This is a genomic window from Aureimonas sp. Leaf454, assembly GCF_001424685.1.
In the GTDB taxonomy this organism is placed as follows: Bacteria; Pseudomonadota; Alphaproteobacteria; order Rhizobiales; family Rhizobiaceae; genus Plantimonas.
The window spans coordinates 77732-99841 of sequence record NZ_LMQT01000022.1; the positions used below are offsets into that span (position 1 = coordinate 77732).

Sequence of the window (22110 nt, forward strand, 5' to 3'; positions counted from 1 at the left end):
CCTTAGCTCCTACCTCAGCCGATGCGCACGGTCGTGTCGGAAATGAACGTGAAGGCCGGCACCGCCATGTTCTGCGGCGCGGGTCCCTGCCGGATGCGTCCGGCCGTGTCGTAGTGTGAGCCGTGGCAGGGGCAGAACCAGCCGCCGAAATCGCCCTGCTGGCCGAGCGGGATGCAGCCGAGATGCGTGCAGACGCCGACCATCACGAGCCAGGCTTCCTTGCCGTTCGCCGTGCGATTGGCATCCGTCGCCTCGGCGGCGTCGGGAAGGTTGGCGTTGCGGGCGACGGGGTCCTTGAGGTCGGACAGAGGAACGGCCTTCGCGGAGGCGATCTCCTCGGCGGTGCGCTGGCGGATGAAGACCGGCTTGCCACGCCACTTGGCGGTGATCGACTGGCCTTCGGCGACCTGGCTCACGTCGACCTCGATCTCGGCGAGGGCGAGCGTTCCGGCATCGGGGTTCATCTGGTCGATGAACGGCCAGGCGAGCGAAGCCGCCCCTACCGCGCCGGCGGCGGCGGTCGCGATGTAGAGGAAATCCCGGCGGGTCGGTTCGGCGGTGTCGTTGACGCTCAAATCTCGAGCTCCTTCCAGGGACTTCATGGTCTCCGATCCGCTTTTCGCGGAAACTTCGGATCGCGACAAGGGCGCTGACGACGCATGTTGCCACGCCGCCCACGATCTTGCCACGTTTTGGAGGCGTTCTAGGCGGCGATTTCGAGCTTGTCCAGACGCTTGGCACCCTCCGGTCGAGGTCTGGCCGCGTTCGGCCGTCTCCGATGCCGATTCGCCGCAAGCTTCGCGCCAGCCCCAGCCCGCCCGCCCGGTCTGCGGGCCCTATTCGGCCGCCTGCGCATCGATGAAGCCGCCGGACTGGCGCGCCCAGAGTTCGGCATAGAGTCCGCCGCGCCACACGAGGTCGGCATGCCGCCCTTCCTCGACGATCCGCCCGCCGTCGAGGACGATCAGCCGGTCGAGCGCGGCGATGGTGGAAAGGCGATGCGCGATGGCGATGACCGTCTTGCCCCGCATCATGACCTGCAGATTTTCCTGGATCGCGGCCTCGACCTCGGAGTCGAGCGCAGAGGTGGCCTCGTCGAGAACGAGGATGGGGGCGTCCTTCAGAAGGACGCGGGCGATGGCGATTCGCTGGCGCTGACCTCCGGACAGCTTGATGCCGCGCTCGCCGACATGCGCGTCGAAGCCGCTGCGGCCCTTCGGATCGCGCAGGGTCGGAATGAAGGCGGTGGCGTTGGCGCGGGCGGCGGCGAGCTCGATGGCCGCTTCGTCGGCATCCTCGCGCCCATAGGCGATGTTCTCGCGGATGGAGCGGTGAAGAAGCGAGGTGTCCTGCGTCACGACGCCGATCGCCGCGCGCAGCGAGGCCTGCGTCACGCGCGAGACGTCCTGGCCATCGACGAGGATGCGCCCGCCCTCCACCTCGTAGAGGCGCAGGAGCAAGTTGACGAGCGTCGTCTTGCCGGCCCCGGACCGACCGACAAGGCCGATCTTCTCGCCCGGCCGGATGGTCAGCGACATCTCGTCGATCACGCCGCCGCCCTTGCCGTAGTGAAAGGTCACGTTCTCGAACCGCACTTCGCCGCGGGGCGCTTCGAGGCGCACGGCGTCCAACCGGTCGACAAGGGTCGGCGGCACGGCGATCGTCGCCACCGCATCCTGGATCGTCCCGTAGTTCCGGACGAGACCGTTGATGTTGAACATCATCCAGCCGCTCATCTGGTTCAGGCGCAGAACGAGCCCGAGCGCGGTCGCGACGCCGCCGGCGGTCGTCGTGCCGGCCTGCCAGCCGAGGATCGCGACGGCGCCGACGGCGGTGATCATGAAGCCGTTGAGGATGGCAACGGCGCTGCGGACGCTCGTCAGGGCTCGCCCGAGCCGCCACACGGCCTCGACATAGGATCGGAACCCGTCCTTGACGAAGGCATCCTCGGCCCGCGTCGCATCGAAGAGCTTGACGGAGAGGATGTTGGTGAAGCTGTCGACGACGCGGCCGGTCCAGATCGAATTGGCGGCTGCCCGTTCGCGTCCCCGTTCGCGGATCCGCGGCAGGAGCGCATACACGATCCAGGCATAGCCGAGCGACCAGACCGCGAGCACCGCGGCCATGCGCCAGTCGATCGCGCCGAGGATCGTGACGGCGAGGAGGACGAAGGTCACGAAGCCCCAGAGGGTCTGGAGCGTGGTGACCAGGAAATCGCCGGTGGCCTGCCCGATCTGCTGGACCTTCTGGGCGAGGCGACCGGCGAAGTCGTTCTGGAAGAAGGTGTAGGACTGGTCCATCAGGCGACGATAGGCCTGCCAGCGAATGCGGTTGTAGAGGCTCGGCGAGACGATCTGCTCCTCGACGACCGACGCCGCCACAAGGACCAGGGCGCGGCCGACGAGGGTGAAGAGCGCGAGCGCGATCAGCATGCCGCCGTGCTCGGCGAATAGGGTCTCGGGCGAGCCGCGCTCCAAGGCGTCGACGATCCAGCCGACGCCGGAGAAAAGAAGTGCATCGACGCCGCCGGACAGGCCGCCGGCGACGAGAAGGACGAGAAGCGGTCCCCTCGCCTGCTTCGCGAAGTGCCAGATGAAACCGTTGGCGGTGGCGGGCAGCGGCGAAAGATGACCCGTCAGCCGCTCGCGTTCGCGTGCGTCGTCGGTCATCGTCTCGTCGAAGGGATCGAGGATGCGCTCGAAGCGCCGGAGAAAGCGCTCGATCATTCCACGGCCTTCTTCGTCCGGACTTCGGCGTCGTCGCCTCCGAGGAACCCGCCGGCCTGCCGCTGCCAGAGCTGCGCGTAGAGGCCGCCGGCCGCGACGAGATCGGCATGACGGCCCTCTTCGACGATGCGGCCGGCGTCGAGCACGACGAGGCGATCGAGGGCGGCGATGGTCGAGAGGCGGTGCGCGATGGCGATGACGGTCTTGCCCTCCATGAGGCGGTAGAGATTCTCGGCGATGACGGCCTCGACCTCGGAATCCAGCGCCGAGGTCGCCTCGTCGAGGAGAAGGATGGGCGCATCCTTCAGCATCACGCGCGCGATGGCGATCCGCTGACGCTGTCCGCCGGAAAGCTTCACGCCGCGTTCGCCGACCTCGGCGTCGAGACCGGTCCGGCCCTGGGAGTCGACGAGCCCGGCGATGAAGCCGGCGGCTTCGGCCCGCTCGACCGCGCGGGCGAGCGATGCCGTGTCGGCATCGGGGCGGCCGTAGAGAATGTTCTCGGCGATGGTTCGATGAAGCAGGGAGGTGTCCTGCGTCACCATGCCGATGGCGGCCCGCAGCGAGGCCTGCGTCACCTTGGAAATGTCCTGCCCGTCGATGAGGATCCGCCCGCTCTCGACGTCGTAGAAGCGCAGGAGGAGGTTGAAGAGCGTCGACTTGCCGGCGCCCGAGCGTCCGACGAGCCCGATCTTCTCGCCCGGCCGGATCGTCAGCGAAAGGCCGGGAATGACCGGTCCGGCCGGGCGGTGGGCGACGGATGTCCCGTAGGAGAAGGACACGGACTCGAATCGGACCTCCCCGTGGGGCACGGCGAGGTCTTTGGCGTCCGGCGCATCGGTCAGAAGGATCGGCCGCGTGAAGGTCGCCATGCCGTCGCGGATCGTACCGATGTTCTCGAAGAGGGCCGAGACCTCCCACATGATCCATTGCGACATGCCGGTGAGGCGCAGGACGAGGCCGATGCCGACCGCGATCGCGCCGATCGACACCGCATCGGTGAGCCAGAGGGCGATGCCCGTTCCGCCGACGCCGAGCAGGAGCAGCGAGTTCAGAGCATAGAGGCTGGTGAAGAAGGCGCTGATCAAACGGGCCTGCCCGTAGACGGGCGTCAGGAAGCTCTGCATCGAATGCCGCGCATGGGCGGCTTCGCGGTGCGTGTGCGCGAAGAGCTTGACCGTCCCGATATTGGCGTAGGCGTCGACGATGCGCCCGGTCATTTCCGCGCGCGCATCCGACTGACGCTCGGCGACCGCCATCAGGCGCGGAATGAAGAAGCGCAGGAGAAAGACGTAGGCGACGAGCCATCCGAGGAAGGGCAGCGTGAGCCGCCAGTCGGAACCGGCGATGAGAAGGACGATGCCGGTGAAGTAGACCGCGACGTAAAGGAGGACGTCGATGGACTTCACGATCGTCTCGCGCAGCGCCAGCGCCGTCTGCATCAGCTTGGTGGAGATCCGACCGGCGAACTCGTCCTGGAAGAAGCCGAGCGACTGGTCGAGCAGCCAGGAATGCACGCTCCAGCGGAAGCGCATGGGAAAATTGCCGAAGAGTGCCTGGAAGCCGAAGAGCGACTCCACGAAGACGAGGCTCGGCAGGACGAGGACGATGACGACCGCCATCCCAAAGAGTTTCCAGCCTTCGGTGGCGAGGAAGGTCGCGCGATCGGCCGCCGACAGCCAGTCGACGATCTGCCCGAGAAAGCCGAAGAGCGAGACCTCCACCAACGAGACCAGCGAGGTCAGGACCGCGTAGCACAGGAGCAGCGGCCAGACCGGCCGGGCATAATGCCAGATGAAGCGCCAAAGGCCGGAAGGCGGGCTCGCGGGCCGATCGCCCGGAAAGGGATCGACGAGCCTCTCGAAGAAGGCGAACATGGGGGACTTTCGAAGCCGGTCGATCGGTCGGGCGAGGAGGACCGGCTGCCTGGGACAGCCGTCTTTCGCCATATAGGCCCGCCTTGCCCGAAAATCACGGCGGTGGTCGTTTGCCGCGGTCCGATGCCCCGGGCGTCGCCGGAGCATGCCTTGCTCGGGCGGCAGGCTTGCCCACGAGGCGGGCTTGCGCCATGAGGCGGCCATGGCTCCGACGCTCGCCCTCTACCAGCCCGACATTGCCGGCAACACCGGGACGATCCTCCGGCTCGGCGCCTGTCTCGGCCTCGACGTCGCGATGATCGAGCCGGCCGGGTTCGATCTGTCCGACCGGGCGCTGAAGCGGGCGGGGATGGACTATCTCGCCATGGCGCGGCTGACGCGCCACCTGACCTTCGGCCATTTCGAGGACTGGCGCCGATCCGGGGCACGTCGGCTCGTCCTCTTCACCACCGCCGGCGACCGTCCCTATACGAGGACGACGTTTGAGGCGGACGACGTGCTGCTGTTCGGGCGCGAAAGCGCCGGGGTCCCCGCCGAGATCCATGACCGCGCCGACCTTCGCGTGACGATCCCGATGGAGACCGGCGCGCGATCGCTCAACCTTGCTGTCGCGGTCGGCATGGCGGCCGGCGAAGCGCTGCGCCAGACGCGATGGGCGGAGGGTTGAACCCGGAACGCTTCGTTCATCTTGCCATACAAAACCGTGCCGCTGGCCTGCCTTCGTAAGGATCCACTGCGCTATCATGCCCCCGGGGAAAACAGGGGATCGCGGCCATGGCGCTGGCACTCGTCGATGCGCACCACCGGGTTGAGGACACGGGCCAGATGCGGCTGGCCGAACTGCTCGGCGCGCTCAGCCATGCGCTCGACATCACCGAGGGCCAGCCGATCGGCCACTGCGTCCGCTCGACCTGGATCGGGATCCACATCGGGCGGCAGTTGGGCCTGCCGGAGCTCCAGCTGTGGGAGCTCTACTACACGATCATGCTGAAGGATCTCGGCTGCTCGAGCAATGCCGCGCGCATCTGCGAACTCTATCTGTCCGACGATATCGGCTTCAAGCGCGACTTCAAGACGGTGAGCGACAGCCTGCCGAAGGTCCTGTCCTTCGTCTTCTCCCATACGGGTCTGAAGGCCGGTTTGACGGAGCGATTCAAGGCCGTTCTCAACATCCTGCAGAACGGCGGCGAGATCGCCGACGATCTCATCCAGACGCGCTGCCAGCGCGGGGCCGAGATCGCCCGGATGCTGCGATTTCCGAAGAATGTGTGCGAGGGCATCCATGGCCTCGACGAGCACTGGAACGGCCGGGGCCGGCCCGACCGTCTGGAGGGGCCGGCGATCCCGCTCTATGCGCGGATCGCCCTCCTCAGCCAAGTCGTCGACGTCTTCCACCGGGCCGACGGGCGCGAGGCCGCCCTCGCGGAGGTGCGCCAGCGGACCGGCAGCTGGTTCGACCCCTCGATCGTGTCGGCCTTCGAGGCCGTCGCGGCATCGAACGCCTTCTGGTCCATGCTGACATCGGAGGACATCGCCGACGCCGTGCTGGCGCTGGAGCCTCGCCAGGGCCTCATCACGGTGGACGAGGACTATCTCGACGACATCGCCCGCGCCTTCGCACAGGTCATCGATTCCAAGAGCCCCTTCACCTCGGGTCATTCCGAACGCGTCGCGGTCTATGCGGACATGGTGGCGGCCGAGAGCGGCTACTCGGCCGAGCGCCGACGCTGGCTGCGACGCGCCGCCCTCCTCCACGACATCGGCAAGCTCGGCGTTTCCAATTCGATCCTCGACAAGAACGGAAAGCTCGACGACGAGGAGTGGAAGGAGATGCGCAACCACGCCTCCCTGTCCGAAAGCATCCTAACGCGCGTGCCGGTGTTCCGCGAGATGGCGCGCATCGGCGGCGGGCACCACGAGCGACTGGACGGCAAGGGCTATCCGCGCGGCCTGCGGGAAAGCGAACTCGAACCCGAGACGATGATCGTCTCGGTCGCCGACGTCTTCGATGCCCTGACGGCCAACCGCCCCTATCGCGCGGCGATGCCGGTCGAGGCGGCGCTCGCCATCATCCGGAAGGATATCGGCTCGGCCTTCCACCCCGACTTCGTGGCGGCGCTCGAACGGGCGATATCGGCGATCGAAAGCGACCTCTCGCGAGCCGCCTGACGGCTCCATCCGCAGAGCGGGGGATCCGCGAGACCGGTCAGTCCGCGGAGGGAAGCCGGCGCATGGTGAACTCGACCTCGTCGCCGGGCAGGAGACGCCAGCTTTCGACGGACGTCCAGTAGGCCGCCTTCGGATAGAGCTCGAACCATTCGCGCGCCTTCACCCGGGCCGCTTCGCGGGGCAGCGTGTAGGTCTGGCGCAGGAACGCGTCGCGCGTCGCCTCGGATCGCGATCGCGTTTCGCGGAGCTGGCGCTTCAGGCCGTCCAGGGGCGGGCGTGGAAAGGCGTTCATCGAGACCATCGCGTCGCGGCCGGGGATATCTCGGATCGAAGATAGCGTCGCAGCTTTCGATTTGCGAATCGATTCAGCGCTCTCGTTCACCGCACCTCGCGTCTCGGCGCTTCCGGTCCCGCGGGCTTCCTGCTAGGCGAAAACGTGAATGGCTTCGCTAGGAAGCCCGTCGCTGCCCCGAAGAGAGCGCGACCGAGAAGGACACGATCGGATGGAACGTCCCCAGCTGCCCGAGGGCCTGCCGGAAGGCCTCGAAGAGAAGAAGGCGGAAGCGCGCGGGTGGTTCGAGGCCCTGCGGGACCGGATCTGCCAGGCCTTCGAGGACATCGAGGACGCGTTCGAGGCGGACGGACTGCCGGCGGGGCGGTTCGTGCGCACCCCCTGGTCGCGCGAGGGGGACGGGGGCGGCGGCGTCATGTCGATGATGCACGGCCGTGTCTTCGAAAAGGTCGGCGTCCACACCTCGACGGTCCACGGGGAATTCTCCGAGGAATTCCGCAAGCAAATTCCCGGCGCGGACGAGGACCCGACCTTCTGGGCGTCCGGCGTCTCGCTGATCGCCCATATGCGCAATCCGAACGTGCCGGCCGTTCACATGAACACGCGCATGGTGGTGACGTCCCGCCAGTGGTTCGGTGGCGGCGCGGACCTCACGCCGACGCTCGATCGGCGGCGCACGCAGGAGGATCCGGACACGCAGGCCTTCCACAAGGCGATGCGCTTCGTCTGCGACCGCCATGCCGGCGTCGCGAGCTACGACCGGTTCAAGGAATGGTGCGACGAGTATTTCCACTTGCCGCATCGCGGAGAAGCGCGGGGCGTCGGCGGCATCTTCTACGACTGGCTCCATTCCTCGTCGGACATGGGCGGATGGGACGCGGACTTCGCCTTCACGCGCGACGTCGGCAAGGCGTTTCTCGTCGTCTATCCTCACATCGTCCGGCAGAACGCCGCGCTTCCCTACACCGAGGCCGACCGCGAGGAGCAGCTCGTGCGGCGGGGACGCTACGTCGAGTACAACCTTCTCTACGACCGGGGCACCCTGTTCGGGCTGAAGACGGGCGGCAACGTCGCCTCGATCCTCTCGTCCATGCCGCCCGTGGTGAAGTGGCCCTGAACCGGCCGTCGCGTTTCAGCTGCCGGACGACAGCTTCATCAGAATGAGGCCGGACAGGATCAGCGCGGCCGCGAGAAGCCGCATCGGCGTGACGGCCTCGCCCAGGACGCCGATGCCGATCACGAAGGCACCGACCGCGCCGATCCCGGTCCAGACAGTATAGGCCGTGCCCAGCGGGAGGCTGCGCATGGAAACCGACAACAGCGCGAAGCTGCCGATCATGGCGACGAAGGTGACAAGCGTCGGAACAAGGCGGGTGAAGCCTTCCGACTGCTTCATGGTGAAGGCCCAGACGATTTCGAGAAGACCGGCACCGAACAGATAGACCCAAGCCAACGCGGACTCCTTATGGTCGCCGGGTCGTCCCGAATGAGAATGCAGGCGTGAGGTCGTCCCCGCGCCCGCAGATAGGGAAGCGGCCCGCCGAAGAAAAGATCATGCCGTACCAACAGCGCAGAGAGCTCGCAGCGATCGGGTGAAAGTCGGACGCAGACCTGCGGCAATCCTGCGGTTCCATGATCTATTCGCATGACTGTTAAATTCGGCGAAGGACCCTGGAACTCGGCACCGCTTGCACCTTTATTGCTCGTGTTGAGCGTCCAACGCTCGCATGGGAGACGAAGACATGTACGAACTGAATTGCGCAGGGGTCATTCCAGGCTGCGAGCGCGTGATTCGAGCCGAAAGCCCCGCCGAGGTCATTCGGCGTGCCGTGATGCAGGCCCGCCAACTGGGTGTCGATACGATCACGCCGTCGATGATGGACCAGTTCCGTCAGGCGACGACGGAGCACCGGAACTGAGAACCTCGCACGGTTTGGTGGGACATTGACGAAGCGGGCTCTCGGGCCCGCTTTTTTCGTGACGCCGTGCGTTTCTCTTCGAGGCTGGCAAGCGATCCCTATCGCAGGCTGGCGAGCAGCCGTTCGCGCGACAGGACGAAGCCGCTGTCCACCCAGCTTCGCCGAAGCGACTGCAAGGCCAGTCCGAGGGACGGTCCCGCCGGAACGCCCTCGGCCTTCAGGTCGTCGCCCGAAAGGGGAAAGACCGGGGGATCGAAGCTCTCGGCTTCCCCCAGCATCCGCTGCAGCGTCGCCGTCTCGGCAAGGGCGGACAGGTCGGCGCCGCCCGGCCTTGCCCGAGCGTTCGCGACCGCCAGTCTCAGCCGATCGACGATGGCCGGCCGATCGCCGAAATACAGCCGGCCGCGCAGGTCCGATGCCGTCATGTCGGCGGCGACCGGACCCGCTTTCGCCCAGGAGGTCATCCGGTCGCGATCCGCGTTGGAGAAGCGCAGCCGCTCGGCCATGGCCGTCATGCGCGCCTCGTCGGGCGGGACGATCGACTGGAGACGCAGGAGCGCGTCCGCCGGCCAGCCGAACTCCGTCTCGGCCCGCGTCAGCCCGTGAATGGCATCGATGCCCCATTTCTCGCTTTCCGGCAGGACGGCGCTGAGGACACCCGTCTGACGCATCCACAGAAGGGCCCGCGAAGGATCGGGCGCCTCGAGGAGCTTCTTCAGCTCGGACCAGACGCGCTCGGCCGAGAGGCGGGACAGGCCCGATTTCAGCCGCGTCGCGGCCCGAAGACCCGCCGCGTCGGGACGCCCCTCCCCGTACCAGGCGAAGAAGCGGAAGAAGCGCAGGATGCGCAGATAATCCTCCTCGATCCGCGTCTCGGCATCGCCGATGAAGCGCAGAACCCTGGCTTCGAGATCCCCGATCCCGCCGACGAGGTCGACGACCCGGCCGTCGCTGTCCGCATAGAGCGCGTTGATCGTGAAGTCGCGCCGCTCCGCATCGAGCTGCCAGTCGCGGCCGAACAGGACCTTGGCGCGGCGCCCGTCGGTCTCGACGTCGCGGCGCAGGGTCGTGACCTCGTAGGAACGTTGCCGGGCGACGACGGTGACCGTGCCGTGCTCGACGCCGGTCGGCACCGCCTTGAAGCCGGCCGCTTCGACGCGCTCGATCGTCGTGTGGGGATGGCAGGTGGTCGCGATGTCGATGTCGGCGACCGCTCGGCCGAGCAGCGTGTTGCGGATCGCGCCGCCGACGATCCTCGCCTCCTCGTCGCCCGGGCCGACCAGCGCCGCCAGCAGGGACTGGAGATCGGCATCGGACAGCCAGTCGGCCCCAATGGTGCGCGGCGTCGCCGGAAGGGTCGTCATGCGTAGAGCCTTTCGTAGAGCGCGCGAACGATACCGGCCGTGACGCCCCAGATGATCTGCCCGCCGAAGGGCATGGAATAGTAGAAGCGCTCGTGCCCCTGGAAGAGGCGGCTTTCGCGGCGATGGTTCGCGGCGTCCATCAGAAAGGCCAGCGGCACCTCGAAGATGTCCGCGACCTCCGCCGGATCGGGTGTCAGCGCGAATCCCGGCGAAACGATGCCGAGCACCGGCGTGATGCGAAAGCCGGTCGTCGTGCGATAGGCGGGAAGGCGACCCAGCGTCTCGACGAAGGCGCTGTCGAGGCCGATCTCCTCCCGGCTCTCGCGCAAGGCTGCGGCCTCGGGAGAGGCGTCCGTCGGATCGATCGAGCCGCCGGGAAAGGCGACCTGACCCGAATGCTTGCGCAGCGCGTCCGAGCGCCGCGTCAGGATCACCCGGGCGCCGTCGGGATCGTCGACGACGGGGACGAGAACGGCGGCCTCGCGAGCGGCCGGTCCTTCGACCAGTTGTGCCCAATCGGGATTGAGCACGTGATCGCCGATATCCTTCACCTCGCCGCCCGGCGCCGGGCCGACGAGCCGCGGCAGGCGCGCACGCAGGTCGGCTGCCGAGAAGATCGTCATGCCTTCGCGTCGTCCAGCGCATGCGGCGGCAGCGGGAACCAGGCGCCGCCGGACGCGATCGCCGGCGCGCCCGCGTCGTCCGCCTCGATGGCGTCGGCGATCTCGAAGGCGAGCGCGCGCGTCAGCTTGGCGTCGAGCCGTCCGCGTACGCGAAGGTAGGGCTCGAACCCGCCGCCCTCGCCGGCGATCTCGAAGCGCAGGGGATGATCGGGCCCGGCCTCGACCACATCGCCGACATTGGTCCGGAATGTCAGGACCGAAACGCCGTCCCGTTCGTTCCGGCTCATCTCGACGGCGAGGAACGGGGCATCCTCGACCGTGATGCCGAGCTTCTCGACCGGCGTCACGAGATAGGTCCGCCCGTCCTCGTCGCGCCGGAGAACGGTGGAGAAGAGGCGCACGAGGGCCGGCCGGTTGATCGGCGTGCCGTTGTAGAACCAGCTTCCGTCGGCGCGGATCACCATGTCGATGTCGCCGCAATGATCGGGGTTCCACATCTCCACCGGCGGCGCGCCCTTGCCCGCCCGCTCGGCGCGCGCGACGAGGGCGGCGAGATCGGCCGGCACTGCGGCCCCCGGCATCTTCCCTGCGGGGCCTTCGGATTGCCGCATATCGGTCTGTCCCCTTTGTTCCAAATCCCATGTCCTTTGCAGCGCAGGCGAACGCGGCCGAATGGCGCGGATCGTCTCGACCGTCCGGCGATGCAGCCGCGACAGGCTGTCCCACGCGCCGCCGGCACGGGGGAGCGCATCCCGAAGGTCTTATTTTGGCCCGCCTTCGCAGTCACGAAATAGTTGCGAAAGCCCGGCTTGTCAGCACGCCGCCCGCCGGCCTCTACTGAAGCCGGCGTCGAGGCCGGTGCGGCTCCCGGTCCGCCGGCCGCTTGGACGCCTGCAGCGTCGGATCCCAGGAGTTTCCCGACATGACCATTCACGCGCCCCAGGACACGACGCTCGACGCCGGCGAGATGGTGGCGCTGGCGGAAGCCGCCCTCGCCGACATCGCCCGCGTCAAGGGTTCGGTCGGCCGCGTGATCTTCGGCCAGGAAAGCGTCGTCGAGCAGACGGTGATCGCCATCCTGGCCGGCGGCCATGCGCTTCTCGTCGGTGTTCCCGGCCTTGCCAAGACCAAGCTCGTCGAAACGCTCGGCGTCTCGCTCGGCCTCGACGCGCGGCGCATTCAGTTCACGCCGGACCTCATGCCCTCCGATATCGTCGGCTCCGAGGTGATGGACCAGGACGAGACGGGCCGCCGCTCCTTCCGCTTCATCAAGGGGCCGGTCTTCGCGCAGCTCCTGATGGCCGACGAAATCAACCGCGCGAGCCCGCGCACGCAGTCGGCCCTGCTGCAATCCATGCAGGAATACCATGTGACGGTGGCCGGCGAGCGGCACGACCTGCCGGCGCCCTTCCACGTGCTCGCGACGCAGAATCCGCTGGAGCAGGAGGGCACCTATCCGCTGCCCGAGGCGCAGCTCGACCGCTTTCTGATGCAGGTCGACGTGCTCTATCCCGATCTCGAGGCCGAACGCCGCATCCTGCTGGAGACCACCGGCTCCAACGAGCAGAAGGCGGTCCCGGTCCTCACCGCCGCTCGGCTGCGCGAGATCCAGTCGCTGGTGCGGCGCATGCCGGTGGCGCCGAGCGTCGTCGAGGCGATCCTGACACTGGTTCGCTCGGCGCGCCCCGGCAACGGCCACAAGGAAGCCGACGCGCATATCGCCTGGGGCCCCGGTCCCCGCGCCTCGCAGTCGCTGATGACCTGCGTGCGCGCCCGCGCGCTCTACGAGGGCCGCCTCGCCCCGTCGATCGACGACGTGATGGCGCTGGCCGAGCCGATCCTGCAGCACCGCATGGCGCTGAACTTCGCCGCACGCGCCGAAGGCATGAGCGTGCGCGACGTGATCGCCGCCCTGAAACGCGACGCGGTCCGGAGCTGAGGGGACGATGGCGCAAATCGGCGGGACGGTCGACCTCACCTCCTCGGGTGACGCGCTGTCGCGCGCCCGCCAGCGCGCGGCGCTCCTGCCGGACCTCCTCGTCGAAGCGCAGCGCGTCGTCTCGACCGTGATCGCGGGATGGCACGGCCGCCGGCGGCGCGGCACGGGCGAGAACTTCTGGCAATTCCGCCCCTTCGTCGACGGCGGCGAGGTCTCGCGCATCGACTGGCGCCGCTCGGCCCGCGACGACAGCCTCTATCTGCGCGACCAGGAATGGGAGGCGGCGCAGACCATCTGGCTCTGGGCGGATCCCTCGCCCTCCATGCTCTACAAATCCTCGACCGCGCAGGTCTCCAAGGAATCCCGCGCGCTCGTGCTCGTCCTCGCTCTCGCCGATCTCCTCTCACGGTCGGGCGAACGGGTCGGATATCCCGGCGTGATGCAGCCGATCTCGGCCCGCAACGCCGCCGAGCGGATCGCCGCGGCGCTCCTGACCAATCGACCCGGCGACGGGTTCCCGCCGGACGACCGGCTGAAGCGCTTCAGCGAAGTGGTGCTCGTCAGCGACTTTCTCGATCCGGTCGAGGAGGTCGTGGCGAAGATCGACCGGATCGGCCGCCGCGGCATCCGGGGCCATCTCGTGCAGATCGTCGACCCCGCCGAGGAGAGCTTTCCCTACGCCGGACGGACGGAGTTCCGCGATCCGGAAACCGGCGCCAAGCTCACGGCGGGCCGGGCCGAGACGCTGCGCGCGGATTATCTGCATCTCTTCGCCGCCCGGCGGGCGCACATCGCCGAGCATTGCCGGCGGCTCGGCTGGAGCTTCGTGCCGCACGGCACGGACCGGCTCGCCTCGGAAGCGCTGGTCGCCGTGCACAGCCGCCTCAGCGGCGTGCCGCAGGCCATACCGAACATGGCGCAGGGAGGACGCGGCTGATGGGCGGCCTATCCCTCGGAGCGCCGCTCGTCCTCTTCGGCCTCCTGTCGCTGCCCCTGATCTGGTGGCTCCTGAAGCTGACGCCCCCGCGCCCGCAGATGGAGGCGTTTCCGCCGCTCCGCATCCTCGCAGAGGTCCGGAAAACCGAGGAAACACCCTCCAAGAGCCCCTGGTGGCTGACGCTTCTGCGACTGCTCCTGGCAGCCCTCGTGATCCTCGCGCTGGCCGCGCCGGTGCTGAACCCGAGCGACGGACGCCTGACGGGCTCGGGACCGGTCGCGATCCTTCTCGACAACGGCTGGGCCTCGTCCGGCGATTTCGAGACCCGGCGCGATGCCGCCGCCGACCTCGTGCGCGAGGCGGGGGAAGCCGGACGTCCCGTGGCCCTCGCTCTGTCCGCGGAAGGCTCCGCGGACGACGCGACCCCTGTCGAGGCCGCGACGGCGCTGGAACGCCTCGCCGCCGCTGAGCCTCGACCGATATCGACGGACCGCGCAAGCGCCGCGTCCCGGCTGACCACCGCGCTCGGCGGCTCCGTGCCGGGATCGTTCGCCATTCTCGCCGACGGCCTCGACTCGCCCGGCGCCGGCGAGGCCCTGGCGTCGCTCGGCGCGCTCGGCGCGGGGGAAGCGCTGCTCTATCGTCCCGACATCTCCCGTCTCGTCGGCCTCACCGGCGCGGACAATTCGACCGAAGCCCTGGTGGTCGACGCGGTCCGGGGGACGCCCTCGCCCGATCCCCGCTCGGCGACGCTGCGTGCCCTCGACGCGCAGGGACGCGAGGTCGGGCGCGCGCCGCTCGAATTCGCGGCGGGCGAGGCCAAGGCATCGGCGCGCTTCGCGATCCCGGTGGAGCTTCGCAACGACATCGCCCGGATCGAGGTCGAGGGTGCGCGCGACGCCGGGTCCGTCCGGCTCGTCGACGACAGCTTCCGCCGCCGCCGCGTCGGCCTCGTCTCCGGCGAGACGGCCGACGCCGCGCAGCCGCTCCTGTCGCCCCTCTACTACATCACGCGCGCGCTCGAGCCCTTCGCCGATCTAGCGCGCGCCGAAAGCGCGGATCTCGCGACCGCCGTGCCGGCGCTGATCCAGCGGCGTCCCTCGGTCATCGTTCTCGCCGACATCGGCGTCATGCCGGAGCCGGCGGAGGCCGCGATGCGCCGCTTCGTCGAGACCGGCGGCGTGCTCGTGCGCTTCGCCGGACCGCGCCTCGCGGCGACGACGGGAGAAGATCCCCTCGTGCCGGTCCGCCTTCGGTCGGGCGAGCGGCAGCTCGGCGGCTCGCTCTCTTGGTCGGAGCCGCAGACGATCGCGCCGATCGCCGCCACGAGCCCGCTCTCGGGGATCGCGCTCGGCGAGGACGTCACCGTGTCGCGCCAGATCCTCGCCGAGCCCTCGGCGGATCTCGCGGAAAAGACCTGGGTCAGCCTCGTCGACGGAACCCCGCTGGTCACGGCCGAGACGGTGGGCGCGGGAACGATCGTGCTCTTCCACGTCACGGCGGAGGCGACTTGGTCGAACCTTCCCATCTCCGGCGCCTTCGTCGACATGTTGCGCCGGATCGTCACCCTTTCGCGCTCCGGCGGCCCGGCAGCGACGCAGACCGCCGGAACAGCGGCGCCTGCCGGGACGGCCGAACCCTTGGCCCCCGCCGTAACGCAGAGCTTCTCGCCCTACCGGGTCCTTGGCGCGGACGGACGTCTCGTCTCGCCCGGGGCTGAGGTGCAGCCGCTCGTCCTCGGCGCCGGCGCACCGGTTCCCAGCCTTCAGAACCCGCCCGGCCTCTACGGCAGCGAGGATGGATACACCGCCTTGAACCTTCTCGGCCCCGATGCCGCCCTTACGCCCCTCCCCGCCGACGTGCTCGGCGTTCCCGCGACCGAACGCGGATACGGCCGGGAGGGCACGGTGGACCTGACGCCCTGGCTCTTCGCGGGCGCGCTCGTCCTCTTCCTCCTCGATGCGATCGCCATGCTCTGGTTGAACGGCGCGGGACGCCGCCTGGTGCAGCGTCTGCCAGGCCGGCGCGCCGTCATGCCCCTCCTCGCCATCGCCCTGCTCGGCGGCGTGGTGCTGCCGTCCGGTCAGGCCTTCGCGCAAACTCCCGCACCGACGTCTGCGGACGAAACGGCGCGGGCGCAAGCCGCGATCGCGGCGACGGAGACGACCCATCTCGCCTATGTGGAGACCGGGGACAGCCAGGCGGACGAGATCTCGCGGCGCGGGCTCGACGGGCTCTCGCAATTCATCGCGGCGAAGACGGCGCTGGAGCCGGGCGCGGCGGTCGGCGTCGACATCGCGACGGACGAACTCGCCTTCTATCCCATCCTCTATTGGCCGGTGGACGCGGCGTCGGCGATGCCGGACGCCGCCGCGATCAGCCGCGTCGACGGCTACATGAAGCAGGGCGGCACCGTTCTCTTCGACGTGCGCGACGACGAACTCTCCTCGCTCGACGGCGCCGCCGTCTCGCCGGGACAACGCCGCCTGCGCGACATCCTCGCCGATCTCGACATCCCGCCGCTGGAGCCGGTGCCGAGCGACCATGTGCTGACCAAGTCCTTCTACATCATGAAGGACTTTCCCGGCCGCCACACGGGATCGGACCTCTGGGTCGAGGCGCTGGTGCGCGATGCGAACGCGGCGAGCCGTCCGGCCAATGCCGGCGACGGCGTCTCCTCGATCATGATCACCTCGAACGACTTCGCCAGCGCCTGGGCCGTCGACGACGGCGGGCTCTTCCTCTATCCGACGGAGAGTTCCGATCCCTCGCAGCGCGAATACGCCTATCGCGCCGGGGTCAACATCGTGATGTACGTCCTCACCGGCAACTACAAGGCCGATCAGGTCCATGTGCCGGCGCTTCTGGAAAGGCTGGGCCAATGAGCTGGTCGATCGCCTTCGCGCCGTTCTTTTCATGGACCGTTCTCGCCATCCTCGCCGTCGTCGCCCTGCTGCTCGCCGCGGCGATGATTCTGTCGGGGCTGCGGGGTGGGCTGTTGCGTGCGGCAGCGCTGGCCGCGCTCCTCCTCGCGCTTCTCAACCCCGTCGTGCTGCGGGAGGAGCGCGATCCGTTGAAGAGCGTCGTCGCGCTCGTGGTCGACCGCTCGCAGAGCCAGAGCATCGAGGCGCGCAACGCCGAGGCGACCGCGACGGCCGAGGCGTTGAAGCAGAGCCTCGAGCGCTTTCCCGAATTCGAGCTCCGAACGGTGGAGGCGAACGCCTCCGCCAGCCCGGGCGACGATGCGACGACGGCGCTCTTCTCGGCTCTTCGCGGCGCCCTGTCGGACGTCGCTCCCGCGCGGGTCGCCGGCGCCATCCTCGTCACGGACGGGCAGGTCCACGACATTCCCGCAGAAGCCGCCGCACTTGGCTTCGACGCGCCGGTCCACGCGCTCGTCACCGGACGGGCGGACGAGTTCGACCGGCGGATCGAGATCGAGAACAGCCCGCGTTTCGGCCTCGTCGAGCAGGACCAGCAACTGACCTACCGGGTGATCGAGGACGGCCCCCGAGCATCGCGGACGCCGGTCGAGGTCCGCGCGTTCCTGAACGGCGAGCTCATCTCGCGCGAACAGGCGGTGCCGGGCTCCCCGGCGCAGCTGACCTTCCGCCTGCCGCGCGCCGGCAAGAACATTCTCGAAGTTTCGGTGGCGCGCGATCCGGCCGAGATCACGCCGGTCAACAACCGCGCGATCGCGGTGGTCGACGGCATCCGCGAGAATTTGCGCGTGCTTCTCGTCTCCGGGGAGCCGCATGCCGGCGAGCGCACCTGGCGCAATCTCCTGAAGTCCGACGCCTCGGTGGACCTCGTCCATTTCACCATCCTGCGCCCGCCGGAAAAGCAGGACGGCACGCCGATCGACGAATTGTCCCTCATCGCCTTTCCCACGCGCGAACTCTTCGTCGAGAAGATCGACGACTTCGACCTCATCATCTTCGATCGCTACCAGAGTCGCGGCGTTCTGCCGGCGCTCTACTTCGACTATATCGCGCAATACGTGGAGAACGGCGGCGCGCTCCTGATCGCATCCGGCCCCGAATATGCCGGGCAAGATTCGGTCGCGACGACCTCGCTCGCCTCGATCCTGCCGGCGCTGCCGACGGGCGAGATCGAGACGACGCCGTTCCGTCCGACGCTCTCCGATCTCGGCCGAAAGCACCCCGTGACGCGCGAACTGCCCGGTTCCGGCTCGACGCCGCCCGACTGGAGCGAATGGTTCCGCTCGATCGACGTCGGCGAACCCGAGGGCGAGACAGTGATGAACGGGCCGAACGGCAAGCCGCTGCTCGTCCTCAACCGTGCCGGCGAAGGGCGTGTCGCCCTCCTCCTCTCGGACCAGGGCTGGCTGTGGTCGCGCGGCTTCGAAGGGGGCGGCCCGCACGTGGCGCTCTTCCGCCGGCTCGCGCACTGGCTGATGAAGGAGCCCGAGCTCGACGAGGAGGCGCTGGACGCCGAGTCGCGCGGCTCCGCGCTCGTCGTCACGCGGCAGACGATCGGCGAGGATCCCGGCCCGGCGACCGTCGTCACGCCTTCGGGCGGCGCGGTCAACGTGCCGCTGACGGAGATCGGCGCGGGTCGGTGGGAGGGCACGCTGGAAACGACCGAGCTCGGCCTCTATCAGGCCGCGAACGGCGACCTTTCCGCGCTCGCCAATGTCGGACCCGTCAATCCCCGGGAGTATCGCGAGGCGGTGTCGACGACGGCCAAGCTGCAGCCCATCGCGGATGCGACGCGCGGCAGCGTCCGCCGCGTCGCGGACGGCGGCGCGGTTTCCGTGCCGCGCATCGTGCCGATCCGGGGCCGGGCGGATGCGGAAGGGCGGGACTGGATCGGGTTGAAGACGACGGAGGAAACGGTGCTGCGCGGCGTCGACCGGACGCCGCTCTTCGCCGGCTTCCTCGGGCTCGGCATCCTTCTGCTCGCCGTATCGGCCACTTGGTACCGCGAAGGGCGCTAGAGACCGACCTGACGCCAAACCGTCCGCGATCCGACGCGACCGCAGAGCCCGTCGAGCGCACCCGCGACGAGCGGAAGCGCCAGGATCCGGGCGGGATCGGCGGGACCCGGCATCGTCACGGAGCCGATCGGCAAGACCCGGTAGCCGTGCGGCTGATAATAGGGGGGATCGCCGACGAGGAGGATCACGGTCTCGCCGGCATCGCGACCGGCCCGCGCCGCGACATCGAGCAGCGCCGCGCCGAGGCCGCGCCCCATGACGGGCGGGCGCACCGCCAGCGGCCCCAACATCAAGGCAGGGCGTTCGCCGATCCGGATGCGCGACTGGCGCACCGAGCCGACGATCGCGCCGTCGAGCACGGCGACGAAGGAGAGCGAGGGCTCGTGCCCCGCCATTTCGCGCACGCGCTCCGCGGCGCGCGAGAAGCGACCGGGACCGAATGCCTCTTCCGAGATGTCGGCGACGGCATCGGCATGAACGGGCATTTCAGGCAGAAAGCGAACATCGGGATGTTGCTGCAGCATCAGGGCGGCGGTCCGGTCTGGCAAGGAGGGTCGGTCCTCCGCCGTCCTCAACAGGAAACGCGGGGCCGGTCGCAGAAGGCTCCTTTGGCGGGGCTTGCCATGGATCGTCGTCGCAGCATGACGCCGGCTTTCGCTGTCGGCCCGCCGGGGCCGGTCGTTTCGCCATAGCATTCGAATGCGCCGTGGTCCAACCTTCGACCATCTCCTTTCGCCCCATTGGGCGGACACCAACCGATGGAGCATGACGATGGGCCTACTGGTCGACGGTCAGTGGCAGGACAGGGCGTTCGAGACGAAGGGCGGGGCCTTCGAGCGCAAGGCGTCGAGCTTCCGTAACTGGGTCACACGAGATGGCGGACCGGGGCCGGACGGGCAACGCGGATATCCCGCCGAAGCCGGGCGCTATCATCTCTACGTCTCCCTCGCCTGTCCCTGGGCTCACCGGACGCTGATCGTCAGACGCCTGAAGAAGCTGGAGGAGGTCATTTCCGTATCGGTCGTCGACTTCCTGATGGCCGAGGAGGGCTGGATCTTCTCCGACCGACCGGGTGCGACGCCCGACGCGATCAACGGCGCGAAGCGCCTCTACGAGGTCTATGCCGCGGCCGATCCGACCTATACGGGCCGCGTCACCGTGCCGGTTCTCTGGGACCGGGTCGACAACACCATCGTCAACAACGAATCCGCCGACATCATCCGGATGCTGAACGCATCCTTCGACGCATTCGGCGACACGTCGGTCGATCTCTATCCGAGCGGGCTGCGCGCGGAGATCGATGCGGTGAATGCGGAGGTCTACGACCGGGTCAACAACGGCGTCTACAAATGCGGCTTCGCGACGACGCAGGCCGCCTACGAGGCTCCGTTCCATGCGCTGTTCGACACGCTCGACGCGCTGGAGCAGCGCCTGTCACGCCAGCGATATCTTTTGGGGACCGTGATCACCGAGGCCGACTGGCGCCTGTTCACGACGCTCGTCCGCTTCGACGCCGTCTATGTCGGACATTTCAAGTGCAACCTGCGGCGGATCGCAGACTATCCGCATCTCTCCCATTACCTGCGTGACCTCTATCAAGTCCCCGGAATTGCCGAAACCGTGGATTTCGACCACATCAAGGGCCACTACTACCAGAGCCACCGGATGATCAACCCGACCGGCATCGTGCCGCTGGGGCCGGAGATCGATCTGTCGGCGCCCCACGATCGCGGGCGGTTCGACGCGATGCCCTGAGGCGCCGCAGCCTTCGACCTCACCAGTGGGGATCGACCGGCGCATCGCCGCGATGCTCGGCGATGCGCCGGAGCGTCGCGGGCGTCGTCCCCGTGGGGAGCGCGTCGAGAGCGAAGAACCCGCTGTCCGCGATCTCCAGATCGGGCGCCTTCGGTGCAGCCTGACGGACGTCGCGGCAGAGATAGACGAGAACGTGATCGCGCTGCGAGGCGGCCCGGTTGAAATGAACGCTGACGAGAGCCGGGCGCGCGTCCAGGGAGACGCCGCCCTCTTCCATGAGTTCGCGTGCGACGGCCGTCTCGGTGGTCTCGCCGGCATCGACGCCACCGCCGGCCAGATGCCAGCCGGGCAGATAGGTGTGGCGCACGAGAAAAACGCGACCGGTCGGATCGAAGGCGAGCGCGCGAACGCCGAGCGTCAGGGGGCGGCGCGCGAGATGCGCCCAGTGGAAAAGCCGGATCTTCAGGCTCGGTTTGGCAAGGGGCCCGGTCTTCCCAGGACCATGATCCCGGCTAGATGAGGCAACATGTTCCGACTCGCTCATCTCTCAGACATCCATCTCGGTCCGTTGCCGGAGCTCTCCTTTCGGGAGATCGCGTCCAAGCGCATCACGGGTTACGTCAACTGGCACCGCAACCGGCGGCGGATGATGTTCGGCGACACGCTGATCTCTCTCGTCGCCGATCTGAAGGCGCAGTCCCCCGATCACATCGCCGTCACCGGCGATCTCGTGAATCTCGCGACCAAGACGGAGACCAAGGCCGCCGGACTCTGGCTGCAGGATCTCGGCGCGCCGACCTTCGTCTCCGTCATCCCCGGCAACCACGATGCCTACGTGCCGGGCGCGCTCCGGCGCGCCTGCAGCGAGTGGCATGACTATATGCTGGGCGACGATCCGTCGCCGGAAATCGGCAGGCTCTTTCCCTACATGCGCGTCCGGGGCAACGTCGCGATCTGCGGAACGTCGAGCGCGGAGGCGACCGCACCCTTCCTCGCCACCGGAACGTTCAAGCGCTGGCAGGCGCTGGCGCTCGCACAGCAACTCCAGGCGGCCAAGGCGCTCGGGCTCTTCCGTGTCGTGATGATCCACCACCCTCCGATCTCCGGCTCGACCTCCTGGCACAAGCGCCTGATCGGGAAGCAGTTCTTCTCCAAGGTCCTGCGCGAGGTCGGCGCCGATCTCGTGCTGCACGGCCACACCCATCTCGACACGGTGAACTGGCTCGCGGGCACGGACGGGCTCGTCCCGGTCGTCGGCGTCCCCTCCGCGAGCCAGAATGCAGGCTCCGCCAAGCCGGCCGCCCGCTACAATATCTTCGAGATCGACGGCGAACCCGGCCAGTTCACCGTGACCCAGCACGAACGCGGACTTCGCGCCGACGGGAGCGGCATCGACTGGATCCGCCATCGTCGGCTGATGCGCAACGGCGACGCGATCGACGTCGGACCGAAGGCCGACGCCAAGCCGGCCGTCGGCGCGATCTGATCCATCGGCATCGTAGGCAAACCCGCACGCGCGGGCGGGTTGTCCGATCAGGCCAAAGGCGTT

20 protein-coding genes are annotated in these 22110 nt (G+C 68.5%); 10 read left to right on the plus strand and 10 right to left on the minus strand.

Going from position 1 to position 22110, the window contains the following annotated elements; genetic code table 11:
• Nucleotides 1-14: 14 nt before the first annotated feature.
• The 3 genes from petA to ASG43_RS16895 form a co-directional block, all read right to left on the minus strand.
• Nucleotides 15-575, minus strand: coding sequence for a ubiquinol-cytochrome c reductase iron-sulfur subunit (gene petA, locus ASG43_RS16885; protein ID WP_056507621.1), 561 nt, complete (start codon nt 573-575; stop codon nt 15-17).
• 261 nt (nt 576-836) lie between these two features.
• Nucleotides 837-2726, minus strand: a complete 1890-nt coding sequence (locus tag ASG43_RS16890) for an ABC transporter ATP-binding protein (protein WP_056507622.1) — start codon at nt 2724-2726, stop codon at nt 837-839.
• On the minus strand, nt 2723-4603 hold the full coding sequence (locus ASG43_RS16895) for an ABC transporter ATP-binding protein (protein WP_056507623.1): 1881 nt from the start codon (nt 4601-4603) through the stop codon (nt 2723-2725). Before ASG43_RS16895 ends, ASG43_RS16890 begins: the two co-directional genes overlap by 4 nt.
• 202 nt (nt 4604-4805) lie before the next feature.
• Here ASG43_RS16895 and ASG43_RS16900 point away from each other — a divergent pair, with 202 nt between their 5' ends.
• Together ASG43_RS16900 and ASG43_RS16905 are read left to right on the plus strand one after the other, a co-directional pair.
• Entirely contained in the window at nt 4806-5270 is a 465-nt protein-coding gene (locus tag ASG43_RS16900; protein ID WP_056507624.1) for a tRNA (cytidine(34)-2'-O)-methyltransferase, read from the plus strand.
• 107 nt (nt 5271-5377) lie between these two features.
• Nucleotides 5378-6772 (plus strand): HD-GYP domain-containing protein, encoded by a 1395-nt coding sequence (locus tag ASG43_RS16905; protein WP_244488140.1) that lies wholly within the window; start codon nt 5378-5380, stop codon nt 6770-6772.
• Between the two features lie 37 nt (nt 6773-6809).
• On the opposite strand, the gene ASG43_RS16910 is transcribed toward ASG43_RS16905, so the two are convergent.
• The gene (locus ASG43_RS16910) at nt 6810-7064 is read right to left on the minus strand and encodes a hypothetical protein (RefSeq protein WP_056507882.1); all 255 of its coding nucleotides are present in this window, start codon (nt 7062-7064) and stop codon (nt 6810-6812) included.
• A gap of 211 nt (nt 7065-7275) precedes the next feature.
• On the opposite strand from ASG43_RS16910, the gene hemF reads away from it, so the two are divergent.
• Entirely contained in the window at nt 7276-8181 is a 906-nt protein-coding gene (gene hemF, locus ASG43_RS16915) for an oxygen-dependent coproporphyrinogen oxidase (protein ID WP_056507625.1), read from the plus strand.
• A gap of 15 nt (nt 8182-8196) precedes the next feature.
• On the opposite strand, the gene ASG43_RS16920 is transcribed toward hemF, so the two are convergent.
• Complete coding sequence (locus ASG43_RS16920; protein ID WP_056507626.1) at nt 8197-8517, minus strand: multidrug efflux SMR transporter; 321 nt, start codon at nt 8515-8517, stop codon at nt 8197-8199.
• Between the two features lie 289 nt (nt 8518-8806).
• On the opposite strand from ASG43_RS16920, the gene ASG43_RS22315 reads away from it, so the two are divergent.
• Nucleotides 8807-8983, plus strand: a complete 177-nt coding sequence (locus ASG43_RS22315) for a DUF1059 domain-containing protein (protein WP_082491003.1) — start codon at nt 8807-8809, stop codon at nt 8981-8983.
• Between the two features lie 98 nt (nt 8984-9081).
• Here ASG43_RS22315 and ASG43_RS16925 read toward each other — a convergent pair whose 3' ends face one another.
• From ASG43_RS16925 to ASG43_RS16935, 3 genes are read right to left on the minus strand one after another with little or no spacing between them, the layout of a single operon-like run.
• Nucleotides 9082-10347, minus strand: a complete 1266-nt coding sequence (locus tag ASG43_RS16925) for a CCA tRNA nucleotidyltransferase (RefSeq protein WP_056507627.1) — start codon at nt 10345-10347, stop codon at nt 9082-9084.
• Complete coding sequence (locus ASG43_RS16930; protein ID WP_056507628.1) at nt 10344-10970, minus strand: CoA pyrophosphatase; 627 nt, start codon at nt 10968-10970, stop codon at nt 10344-10346. Before ASG43_RS16930 ends, ASG43_RS16925 begins: the two co-directional genes overlap by 4 nt.
• Complete coding sequence (locus tag ASG43_RS16935) at nt 10967-11551, minus strand: DUF1285 domain-containing protein (RefSeq protein ID WP_244488141.1); 585 nt, start codon at nt 11549-11551, stop codon at nt 10967-10969. The genes ASG43_RS16930 and ASG43_RS16935 overlap by 4 nt, the downstream gene beginning before the upstream one ends.
• A 341-nt stretch (nt 11552-11892) precedes the next feature.
• On the opposite strand from ASG43_RS16935, the gene ASG43_RS16940 reads away from it, so the two are divergent.
• From ASG43_RS16940 to ASG43_RS16955, 4 genes are read left to right on the plus strand one after another with little or no spacing between them, the layout of a single operon-like run.
• A complete protein-coding gene (locus ASG43_RS16940; RefSeq protein WP_056507884.1) occupies nt 11893-12909 on the plus strand; it encodes a MoxR family ATPase in 1017 nt (338 codons plus the stop codon).
• Between the two features lie 7 nt (nt 12910-12916).
• Nucleotides 12917-13846 carry a DUF58 domain-containing protein gene (locus ASG43_RS16945; RefSeq protein WP_056507634.1) on the plus strand — a complete coding sequence of 310 codons (930 nt, stop codon included), beginning with the start codon at nt 12917-12919 and terminating at the stop codon, nt 13844-13846.
• Nucleotides 13846-16731, plus strand: coding sequence for a DUF4159 domain-containing protein (locus ASG43_RS16950; protein WP_056507635.1), 2886 nt, complete (start codon nt 13846-13848; stop codon nt 16729-16731). Before ASG43_RS16945 ends, ASG43_RS16950 begins: the two co-directional genes overlap by 1 nt.
• Nucleotides 16728-18806: a hypothetical protein gene (locus ASG43_RS16955; protein WP_056507636.1), complete on the plus strand. Its 2079-nt coding sequence runs from the start codon at nt 16728-16730 to the stop codon at nt 18804-18806. Before ASG43_RS16950 ends, ASG43_RS16955 begins: the two co-directional genes overlap by 4 nt.
• Here the strand turns inward: ASG43_RS16955 and ASG43_RS16960 are convergent.
• Entirely contained in the window at nt 18803-19354 is a 552-nt protein-coding gene (locus tag ASG43_RS16960; protein ID WP_244488142.1) for an N-acetyltransferase, read from the minus strand. The genes ASG43_RS16955 and ASG43_RS16960 overlap by 4 nt on opposite strands.
• Before the next feature lie 223 nt (nt 19355-19577).
• Between ASG43_RS16960 and ASG43_RS16965 the strand changes: the two genes are divergently transcribed.
• Entirely contained in the window at nt 19578-20561 is a 984-nt protein-coding gene (locus ASG43_RS16965) for a glutathione S-transferase family protein (RefSeq protein WP_056507886.1), read from the plus strand.
• Between the two features lie 19 nt (nt 20562-20580).
• Here the strand turns inward: ASG43_RS16965 and ASG43_RS16970 are convergent, their stop codons facing one another.
• Nucleotides 20581-21105, minus strand: coding sequence for an NUDIX domain-containing protein (locus ASG43_RS16970; protein ID WP_082491021.1), 525 nt, complete (start codon nt 21103-21105; stop codon nt 20581-20583).
• Here ASG43_RS16970 and ASG43_RS16975 point away from each other — a divergent pair.
• Complete coding sequence (locus ASG43_RS16975; RefSeq protein ID WP_056507642.1) at nt 21088-22047, plus strand: metallophosphoesterase; 960 nt, start codon at nt 21088-21090, stop codon at nt 22045-22047. The two genes, ASG43_RS16970 and ASG43_RS16975, sit on opposite strands and share 18 nt — an antisense overlap.
• The last annotated feature ends 63 nt before the right edge of the window (nt 22048-22110 follow it).